The organism is Candidatus Fusobacterium pullicola (assembly GCA_018883725.1).
Taxonomy (GTDB): Bacteria; Fusobacteriota; Fusobacteriia; order Fusobacteriales; family Fusobacteriaceae; genus Fusobacterium_A; species Fusobacterium_A pullicola.
Genome location: JAHLFN010000010.1, coordinates 40,098 through 50,554, shown reverse-complemented (window position 1 = coordinate 50,554; position 10,457 = coordinate 40,098). Strand labels below are relative to the sequence as shown.

Genomic DNA, 10,457 nt, shown 5'->3' with positions numbered 1-10,457 from the left:
TGATAATACTACATCTTCAAAGGAAACTGAAGAAAGAACTGAAGAGGTTCTACTTGAAACTATCAACAATTAATTTTTACTTAATAAAGGAGTTTTTATGAACATAATTTTTAATGAAAAAACAAGAGAATTTCATATCTGTAACGATAATATCAGCTATATTATCAAAGTTTTAAGAAATGGACAACTTGGACAACTTTACTTTGGAAAAAAAATAAGACATAAAGATGATTTTGGTTACCTTATAGAAGCTAAAAATCGTCCTATGACTCAATACATTTATGAAAAAGACTATTCTTTCTCATTAGAGCATATTAAACAAGAGTATCCTTGCTATGGAACTACAGACTATAGATATCCAGCATTTGAGGTAAAACAAGAGAACGGAAGTACAATAACTGAATTTGAATATGTTTCTCACAACATATTTAAAGGTAAAAAAGCTTTAAAAGGTCTTCCAGCTACTTATGTTGAATCAGAAGATGAAGCTATGACATTAGAAGTTGTATTAGTAGATAAAGTTACACAAGTAGAGCTTACTCTATCTTATACAATTTTTAAAGATTTTGATGCTATCACTAGAAATGCAAGATTTAGAAACTTAGGTACTGAAGCTGTTGATTTAACAAGAGCTCTTAGCTTAAACTTAGATCTACCTGATTATGATTATGAATGGATACACCTTTCTGGAGCTTGGTCTAGAGAGCGTTACATAAAAACTCGTAAATTAGAGATGGGAATCCAAGCCATCAGCAGTACAAAAGGAATTTCAAGTAACAATCATAACCCATTTATAGCTTTAAAACGTCCTGAAACTACTGAAACTTTAGGAGAGGCTATTGGATTTAGCTTAGTTTATAGTGGTAACTTCTTAGCTCAAATAGAGGTTGATACTTATGATGTAACTCGTGTTTCTATGGGAATAAATCCTTTTGGATTCACTTGGCACTTAGCATCTAACGAAGAGTTTCAAACTCCAGAAGCTGTAATGGTTTACTCTACTTCTGGTCTTAATACAATGAGCCAAACTTTCCATAACCTGTTTGGAAAAAGACTTGCTAGAGGAGAATGGAGAGATAAAGTTAGACCTATACTTGTAAATAACTGGGAAGGTACATACTTTGATTTCGATGATGAAAAAATATTAAATATTGCTAAAGCAGCTAAAAATGATGGAATAGAATTATTCGTACTTGATGATGGTTGGTTTGGAACTAGAAATGATGACCACCAAGGACTTGGAGATTGGTTCTCAAATAGAGATAAATTACAAGATGGTGTTGAAGGGTTATCTCATAAAATAGAGGAACTTGGAATGAAATTCGGACTTTGGTTTGAGCCTGAAATGGTAAATAAAAATAGTGACCTTTTCCGTAAATATCCTGATTGGATTTTACATGTTCCTGGACGTCACCAATCTCACGGAAGAAACCAATTTGTTCTTGACTACTCTAGAAAAGAGGTTGTTGACTATATCTACAATATGATGGCTGAAGTTATTAGAAACTCTAAAATTTCATATATTAAATGGGATATGAACCGTTGCTTAACTGAGTGTTATTCTCCAGCTCTTCCTCCAGAAAGACAAGGAGAAGTTTTCCATAGATATGTATTAGGAGTTTATGATCTTTATGAAAGATTAACTACTGAATTCCCTCATATACTATTTGAATCTTGTTCAAGTGGAGGAGCTAGATTTGATGCAGCTATGCTTTACTATGCACCTCAATGTTGGACAAGTGATGATACAGATGCTGTAGAGAGATTAAAAATCCAATATGGAACTTCTATGGTTTACCCTGTTTCATCAATGGGAGCTCATGTTTCTGTAACACCTAACCACCAACTTCAACGTATGACTCCTATTGAAACTCGTGCTAATGTAGCTTTCTTTGGTGCTTTTGGATATGAGCTTGACATGAGTAAATTAAGTGAAGAGGAACATGCTAAAGTTCGTGAACAGGTAAAATTCTTTAAAGAATATAGAGAGATCTTCCAATTTGGTACTTTCTATCGTTTATTAAGTCCATTTAATAGTAATATCGTTTCTTGGATGGCTGTATCTAAAGATCAAAAAACAGCTCTAGTTGGATACTATAAAGTTCTTAATGATGTAAACTGTGCTTATAGAAGAGTTAAATTACAAGGTTTAAATCCTGAGTTTGAATACTCAATAGCTAACTTAAATAATCCAAATGAAGTTGCTACAAAACATGCTTTTGGAGATGAATTAATGAATTTAGGATTACTAACTACTGACCCTTCTTCTGGACAAGTATTAGATGGAACTAGAAAATCAAATGACTTTGATTCAACTATATTTATATTAAAAAGTAAATAATGAAAAACTAGAAATAGATATTGACTAAATTAAAACATATGTTATTGTGATTATTATGAATTAATTTATGCATAGGTATATTGTATTAGAAATTTGAAAAAATTTTAAGTACTCTATACCTTTTTTATTAAAAAAAAACGCCAAAAAGAAAAACTTTCTTTCCAGCATTTTTAATTACTTGAGCTATTAAAAAAATGTAACAATACCTTTTAATACTAAATACAAAAAACAGCATATAGAGGAATACTCTTTACTCCATTTTCAAAACCAAAATTTTTAGTTGAAATTTTAATAGCATATTCTGGCTGATATCTTTTTATATAGTAATCTAAGCTTTTAGACCTAGTATTATCAGCAGATTTTACCTCTATTGGAATTATTTTTCCCTCTCTCATAATAATAAAATCTATCTCGTATGCTCCCTTTGGTGCTTTCCAATAGTATTGAGTGTATTCTTTTACATTGAGTTGAATATTTACATAGTTCTCAGTCATTCCACCTTTAAAATCATTTAATTCATTTGAAAGATACAATATATCTTCTGGTATTATCTCTTTTTTAGCACATAAAAGTCCTATATCTGATACATAGATTTTAAAAGCTTCTGTATTCTTATAGTTCTCTAAAGGTTTCATAATATCTTCTAATCCATATATCCTAGAAGTTATCCCTGAAAATATTAGCCATTCAATAGCATTTTCAAATTCTGAAGCTCTTCCACCTGATTTTACTAATTTATATTGAAACTTTGTATTTTCCTTAGATAGTTGTACAGTAATATTATCATAAACTAATCTTGTCTTTTTTATCTCATTTGTAACATTGTATTTACTCATGTCATTTAAATAGCTTAGTAGTATCATATCTTGAGTGTGTCTAATCAAAGTATAGTTTTGTGTTTCTCTAAATTTACTTACACACTCTGGCATTCCGCCAACTACCAAGTATTTTCTATAATATTCTAAAGCAACATTATGTAGTACACTTGGCATGGGAATATTCTCTTCAAAGGATTTTTTAATAGATTTTATTAACTCCTCTTCTCCCATAGCTAATAAAAACTCCTCTAAATCCATCGGATATAAAGTTTTAATATCTACCTTCCCAACTGGAAATGAAAACTCTTGTCTATTTACAGTTATTCCAAGTAAACTGCCTGCCACAATAATATGATATTCCGGAGCTTGTTCATAGAAGTATTTTAATGATGTTAAAGCTTTTTCACAAAGTTGTATCTCATCAAAAAATATAAGGGTTTTATCTTTTATTATAGTTTGATTTGATAGTCTAGAAAGTATTGGAATTAAATAATCTGGATTTATATTTTCTTCAAATGTTTCTTTCAATCTAATATCAGTTTCAAAATTAAAGTATGCAACATTTTCATATTCATTTTTTCCAAAAGTTAGAACAGAGTGAGTTTTTCCTACTTGTCTTGCCCCTTGTAATATAAGCGGTTTCCTATATGGACTTTCTTTCCATTCTTTTAAATATTGAAAAATTTTTCTATACATCTTTAACCTCTTTTTTTAATATATTTAGTGTTAACTTTATTATAACATTTTTAGAAAAAAATGTAAAATTTTATATTTTTTTAACATTAAATACTGTGTTTTTTCAAAATAAAAATATATTTTTTAATATACTAAAAGGACAGGTTCAATTCGAAATTGCTACCTGTCCTTTCCACTATTTATCCCTATTTCCTATATAATCAGCTAAATCTAATAAAATTTGACTTCTCTCTTCTCCAAATTTATTTTTTACAATAGCTTTAGCCTCTTCTATTGTTTCATTTAATAATCTTTTACTCTCTTCCATTCCTAAAATAGATGGGTATGTTGATTTATCAAGTGCTAAATCACTTCCAACAGGCTTTCCTATTGTTTCAAAATCTCCTTCAATATCTAAGATATCATCTTTTATTTGGAAAGCAAGTCCTATCAATTCAGAGTATTTTATAAGAGTTGCTCTCTCCTCTTTAGAAGCTCCAGCTATTATACAAGCCACCTCTACAGGCAGTTTTATTAATTTTCCTGTCTTATTAGCATGTATATATTTTAAAGTTTCTAAATCAATCTTTTTTCCTTCACTAGCTATATCTACCATCTGTCCACCTATCATTCCATTGATTCCAGCATAACTAGATGTTAGCTTTACTATCTCAACTATCTTCTCTGGTGAAAGATGTGAATTTTTCTCTGTAAGTATATAGAAGGCATGTGTTAAAAGAGCATCTCCTATAAGTATCCCTTCAGCCTCTCCAAATTTTTTATGAGTAGTTAATTTTCCTCTTCTATAATCATCATTATCAAGAGCTGGTAAATCATCATGAACTAGAGAGTATGAGTGTATCATTTCAATAGTTGCAGCAGTTGCAAGCCCCTCTTCTTTTTTGCTTCCCAGTATATCTAAAGTCATAAATAGAAGTATTGGTCTTAATCTTTTTCCGCCATTTAGTACAGCATATCTCATACCTTCTGCTATTACCTCTGGATAAGTTAACTCCTCTAGATACTTATCAATTCCATCCTCTACCATTTTTTTTCCCATTCCAAGATACTCTTTAAATAACATCTTATACCTCCTCAAGTAGTATTTCATCATCTTTCTCTACTACTTTTAAAACCTTTCCCTCTGCCTTATTCAATAGATCAGAAGATTTTTTGAGTAACTTCATAGCTGTCTCATACTCTTTTATAGATTCAGCAAGGGATAGCTCCCCACTCTCTAATCTCTCTATTATCTCATCTATCTCTGCAAGATTTTCTTCAAATTTCATACTTCCTCCTATCTAGTATAGAAAGTTATACATTTTTTACCATATTTTCTCTCGTCAGCCTTCTTATACTCTCCAATATTATCAGCCATCTCTTCAAAAACATGGTGCTCACATATTATAAGTCCATCTTCAGCTAATATCTTATGTTTTTCTATAGCCTTCATAACCTTAGTACACACCTCATCTTTGTATGGTGGGTCCATAAAGATTATGTTGAACTTCTCTCCTTTTCTTCCTAAGATTTCAATAGCTCTTAAAACATCATTTTTATAAGCTCTACATCTATCTTCATATCCTAAGTTATTTACATTCTCTATTATATATTTTAAAGCTTCCGCATCTTTTTCTATCATTACAGCTCTTTTAGCTCCTCTACTTAAAGCCTCTAAAGATATGCTTCCACTTCCACTGAATAGATCTAAAAATACAGAATCAGGTACATAGGGAGCAATTATAGAAAAAAGTGACTCCTTCATACTTCCTAATGTAGGTCTTGTATCTGTTCCCTTTCTACTTTTTATTCTCTTATTTTTTGCATCTCCTGCAATTATTCTCATCACATCAACTCCATTAATAGATAAACATTGCATCTCCAAAACTGAAGAAATGATACTCCTCTTTTACAGCTGTCTCATATACATCTAACATAAACTCTCTACTTGAAAAAGCTGATACTAGCATAAGTAGAGTAGATTTTGGTAAGTGAAAGTTTGTAATAAGGGCATCTACCACTTTAAACTTATATCCTGGATATATAAATATCTCTGTACTTCCCTTTTGAGCTATAACCTTTCCATTTTCATCTACTGATGATTCTAAAGCCCTTGTACTAGTTGTTCCAACAGAGATAATTCTTCTTCCCTCTGCCTTTCCTCTATTAATTATATCAGCTGCCTCTTGAGGTATCTCAAAAACTTCCTCATGCATCTTATGGTCTAATACATCTTCAGTCTGTACAGGTCTAAATGTCCCTAGCCCAACTTCAAGGAATATATCAACAATCTTTATCCCTTTTTTCTCTATCTTCTCCAATAGCTCCTTAGTGAAATGAAGTCCAGCAGTTGGTGCTGCCACTGACTCTCCTCTTTGAGCATATACAGTTTGATATCTCTCTTTCTCTTTTAGAGCCTCTACTATATATGGTGGTAATGGCATATTTCCAAGTTTATCAAGTACCTCTTCAAAAGCTCCTTCATAAGTAAACTTTAAAACTCTATTTCCATCCTCTTTTCTCTCAATAAGTTCAGCTACTAGTTCATTATTTGGTCCAACATATAGTTTTTGACCTAGCTTCAATTTTTTAGCTGGTTTTAAAAGACACTCCCAAGTATCTAGATTTATTCTTTTAATAAGTAAAATCTCCAATACTCCACCAGTTTCTTTGTGTCCAAAAAGTCTAGCTGGGATTACCTTTGTAGAGTTCCTTACTAAGATATCTCCCTCTTGTAAATAATCTATTATATCATAAAAATGTTTATGTTCTATTTTTTTATTACTCTTATCTACTAACATAAGTTTTGAATGGTCTCTAGGCTCTCTTGGCTCTTGACCTATCAATTCCTCTGGTAGATGGTAATCATAATCACATAGTTTTGTAGACATTAGTTTTCCTCTCTTCTCTTTCCAATTACTACTCTATCTATTCCACCATAATCTTTTACTATTGATAGTACATCAAATCCATTATCTCTCATATATTCAGCTACCTTTTCAGCTTGATTATATCCCACTTCAAAGGCTAAATATCCATCCTTTGTTAAAAACTCCTTAGCCTCTTTAGATATTTTTTCATAGAAATAATAACCATCTCCTCCATCTGTAAGAGCATTCTTAGGCTCATATTTTAAAACCTCTGGCATCAGTTCTACATACTCTCCAGTAGGGATATATGGTGGATTTGAAACGATTAGATTAAATTTCACATTTTTGTATTTTTCATCTCTCAAAGTTGAAAATACATCTGATTTAAGAAATTTTACATTGGTAGCCTCATTCATATCTCTATTTTGAGTTGCTACTTCTAAAGCTCCCTCACTTATATCTAATCCCAATATATTGGCATTTGGTAACTCTTTTCCTAAAGATATAGCAATAGCTCCACTACCTGTTCCTATATCCATTATCTTAGGAGTTGGTAGCTCATTTACTAAGTATTTACACTGTTCTACCAATATCTCTGTATCAGCTCTTGGAATAAGAACCCTCTCATCAACCTTGAATGGATATCCGTAGAACTCCCATTCTCCAAGTAAATATTGTAAAGGTTTTCTCTCTTTTCCTCTAGCTACTAACATCTCTCTTATTCTATTTTTATCTTCATCTTCTATTTTTTTGTTCAGATTTAAAGTTAGTGTCACTCTGCTTACCTTCAAGATATGTGCAAAAATATACTCAGCATCAAGTCTTGCATTTGGCACTTGATACCTCTCTAGGTACTCAATAGATTTTTTTAGCAGCTCATAATTTTCCTCTTTATAACTTTTCATATCTAGCTCCATATCTCCCTTACTCTTCATAAGTTCATCAAAACCTATTCTACCTTTTGCCATCTCTCTAAGATATTTTTTTATTGTATCCTTCTGTTCTGTTGTAAGCTCCATATCAAAATATGCATAGAGAGTTATTCTATCCAATTTCAAAACTGTTGCTATTAGCTTTTCACTTTCAAGACGGGGTTTTGAAAAAGAGTATTTTTGCAAATACTCTTTTGAAAAATTTAATATTTCTAATAGATTCATCTTACTCTTCTGATGCACTAGCCAACATCTCAGCTTGGTTAAATGTGATAAGAGCATCTATCATCTCATCTATATCTCCATCTAAGAATGCATCTAATTGATATACAGTATACTTAATTCTGTGATCTGTAATTCTTCCTTGTGGGAAGTTGTATGTTCTGATCTTTTCAGATCTATCCCCTGTTCCTACTTGAAGTTTTCTTTCGCTTTCAACTTGGCTTCTTTGTTTTTCACATTCCATCTCATATAGTTTAGATGCTAAGTGTTTCATAGCTTTCTCTCTATTTTTTAACTGAGATCTTTCATCTTGACATTGTACTACTATTCCAGTTGGTAAGTGAGTAATTCTAACAGCTGAGTCAGTCATGTTTACGTGCTGACCTCCTGCTCCTCCAGATCTATATGTATCTATCTTAAGATCTTTTGGATCTATCTTAACTTCTTTTACGTCTTCTACTTCTGGTAATACAGCTACAGTTGCTGTAGAAGTATGTACTCTTCCTGCTGATTCTGTTTCAGGAACTCTTTGTACTCTGTGTACTCCAGATTCAAATTTTAATCTTGAGTAAGCTCCTAATCCATTGATACTGAATACTGCCTCTTTTAACCCTCCAATACCAATCTCTTGCTTCTCAATTATCTCTATCTTCCATTTTCTTCTTTCTGCATATCTGCAGTACATTCTGAATAGGTCTCCAGCAAATAGAGCAGCTTCATCTCCTCCTGCTCCTCCTCTGATCTCTACGATAACGTTTTTATCATCGTTCTCATCTTTTGGAAGTAAAAGAATTTTTAATTCTTTCTCATACTCAGGTAACTTCTCTTCAAGCTCCTTTTGCTCCTCATTCATCATTTCTCTCATATCAGGATCTTTTTCATTTCTGATATTCTCTTTTATGAACTGTAAATCTTCACTAAGAGTTTTATACTCTTTATATTTTTCTACAAGTGGAGTTATATCAGCTAAAGCTTTATTACATTCCATCATTTTTTTAGGGTCAGATAAAATCTCTGGAGACCCTAACATCTCATTAAGTTCATCAAATCTTCTTACAACCTCTTCTAACTTAGCGAACACTATCTTCTCATCTCCTTTTCTACACTATAACTTATTAATTATATCATATTTATATAAAAAAATCAATGTAAAGGGAGATTACTTGTCAAATAGGTTACTTTTCAAAAATAATTCTATTTTCTTTTAAAGGGATTTTAAATATGGATGGTAGAATAAATTTTGCTCATTTTAAAGATATTAACGAAATAATTATGGAAGAAGAGGAAGAGGATTTAAAAAAATTTAACTTTTTTTCATAAAAATAAGGGATTATTACACTTTTAAACACTTGTAATAATCCCTATTTACATTTTTTATTTATTCTCTTCTTTCATCATTTTTTCGATTCTTTTAACTCTTTTATCTATCTCATTCAATCTAAACTCTAATGAGTTAAGTATCCAAAATTGAAAGTGGTTTGCCCTTTGTGATTCATAGAACATCCAGATTATTTTAAATACACCTAAAAGAACAACTATTTCTAATGTTAAAGATAGTGTTATTTTCTGTAAAACAACTCCAAGTATCAATAAAACTCCTATCAATAGAACAAATATCATACTTATGATTTTGTGTTGTTTATTATTTTTTCCCCCTATCTCTCCTACTATGTTTCTTATTCTTTCTTTCTCTTTCTTAAATTCGTCGAGTTCCTGTCTTAAATGCTCATCTTTATTCATAATGCCAATCCCCTTCTTTTTAAATTTTCTATACTCCCCAATCTCTAGGGTATCTAAATCCAGCTCCTATCCCTCTTGGGAATACCTTTGCAATTACAGGCATAACTCTTTTATACTGCATCATTTTAGTTCTTCTTATAATTTTTTCTACTATCTCTTGAGAGTATCCCTCTTTCACTATCTCATCTGCACTCTTTCTCTCCTCAACAAATCTAAATAAGATCTCATCTGCCATCTTATATGAGTATCCCAGCTCTTGCTCATCTGTTTGTCCTTCCCAAAGGTCAGCACTTGGTTTTTTATCTATAAGCTCATTTGGTACACCCATATGTCTAGCTAAATCCCATACATGAGTCTTATAAAGATCTCCTATAGCATTTATAGCTGATGCAGAATCTCCAAATTGTGTTCCATATCCTAGTAACAGCTCAGTTTTATTAGATGTTCCTAAAACAAGAGCATTCTCTGCTGCAGAATGATCAAAGAGTATTGACATTCTTTCTCTTGCCATCTTATTTCCTTTTCTTAAGCTATTCATATCTGGATTCATAGCAAAGTAAGCATCTACCATCGGAGTTATCTCCACAAGTTTACTTCTCATTCCTGTTTTTTCTATAACTAATTGTGCATGTTCTACACTCTCTTTACTCGAACTCTTATAAGGCATCATTATTCCAAGAACATTCTCTGGACCAAAGGCCTTAACAGCTAAAAAAGCTACTAGAGCTGAATCTATTCCTCCAGAAAGTCCAAGTACAACCTTTTTAAATCCTACTTTTCCAGCTTCCTCTCTTAAAAAATTTACAAGCACCTCTTCTAAAACACTTAAATCTACATTCAGCTTTTCCATAAAATCCTC

The 10,457-nt window shown here is 31.6% G+C and carries 10 protein-coding genes; 1 reads left to right on the top strand and 9 read right to left on the bottom strand.

Going from position 1 to position 10,457, the window contains the following annotated elements:
• The first annotated feature begins 97 nt into the window (after positions 1-97).
• Positions 98-2,341: an alpha-galactosidase gene (locus IAA47_00700; protein ID MBU3841515.1), complete on the top strand. Its 2,244-nt coding sequence runs from the start codon at positions 98-100 to the stop codon at positions 2,339-2,341.
• Between the two features lie 215 nt (positions 2,342-2,556).
• Here IAA47_00700 and IAA47_00695 read toward each other — a convergent pair whose 3' ends face one another.
• The 9 genes from IAA47_00695 to IAA47_00655 all read right to left on the bottom strand — a co-directional run bounded on the left by IAA47_00695 (position 2,557) and on the right by IAA47_00655 (position 10,448).
• Positions 2,557-3,855 (bottom strand): ATP-binding protein, encoded by a 1,299-nt coding sequence (locus tag IAA47_00695; GenBank protein ID MBU3841514.1) that lies wholly within the window; start codon positions 3,853-3,855, stop codon positions 2,557-2,559.
• 175 nt (positions 3,856-4,030) lie between these two features.
• Complete coding sequence (locus IAA47_00690) at positions 4,031-4,918, bottom strand: polyprenyl synthetase family protein (GenBank protein ID MBU3841513.1); 888 nt, start codon at positions 4,916-4,918, stop codon at positions 4,031-4,033.
• 1 nt (position 4,919) lies between these two features.
• A complete protein-coding gene (gene xseB / locus IAA47_00685; GenBank protein ID MBU3841512.1) occupies positions 4,920-5,123 on the bottom strand; it encodes an exodeoxyribonuclease VII small subunit in 204 nt (67 codons plus the stop codon).
• Positions 5,124-5,131: 8 nt separating this feature from the next.
• Positions 5,132-5,680 (bottom strand): 16S rRNA (guanine(966)-N(2))-methyltransferase RsmD, encoded by a 549-nt coding sequence (gene rsmD, locus IAA47_00680; GenBank protein MBU3841511.1) that lies wholly within the window; start codon positions 5,678-5,680, stop codon positions 5,132-5,134.
• Positions 5,681-5,693: 13 nt separating this feature from the next.
• A complete protein-coding gene (gene queA, locus IAA47_00675; protein ID MBU3841510.1) occupies positions 5,694-6,725 on the bottom strand; it encodes a tRNA preQ1(34) S-adenosylmethionine ribosyltransferase-isomerase QueA in 1,032 nt (343 codons plus the stop codon).
• Positions 6,725-7,861 carry a peptide chain release factor N(5)-glutamine methyltransferase gene (gene prmC / locus IAA47_00670; GenBank protein ID MBU3841509.1) on the bottom strand — a complete coding sequence of 379 codons (1,137 nt, stop codon included), beginning with the start codon at positions 7,859-7,861 and terminating at the stop codon, positions 6,725-6,727. Before prmC ends, queA begins: the two co-directional genes overlap by 1 nt.
• 1 nt (position 7,862) lies before the next feature.
• Positions 7,863-8,939 (bottom strand): peptide chain release factor 1, encoded by a 1,077-nt coding sequence (gene prfA, locus IAA47_00665; GenBank protein MBU3841508.1) that lies wholly within the window; start codon positions 8,937-8,939, stop codon positions 7,863-7,865.
• Between the two features lie 293 nt (positions 8,940-9,232).
• Positions 9,233-9,598 (bottom strand): hypothetical protein, encoded by a 366-nt coding sequence (locus tag IAA47_00660; GenBank protein ID MBU3841507.1) that lies wholly within the window; start codon positions 9,596-9,598, stop codon positions 9,233-9,235.
• 28 nt (positions 9,599-9,626) lie between these two features.
• Entirely contained in the window at positions 9,627-10,448 is an 822-nt protein-coding gene (locus IAA47_00655; protein MBU3841506.1) for an NAD+ synthase, read from the bottom strand.
• Positions 10,449-10,457 lie beyond the last annotated feature (9 nt).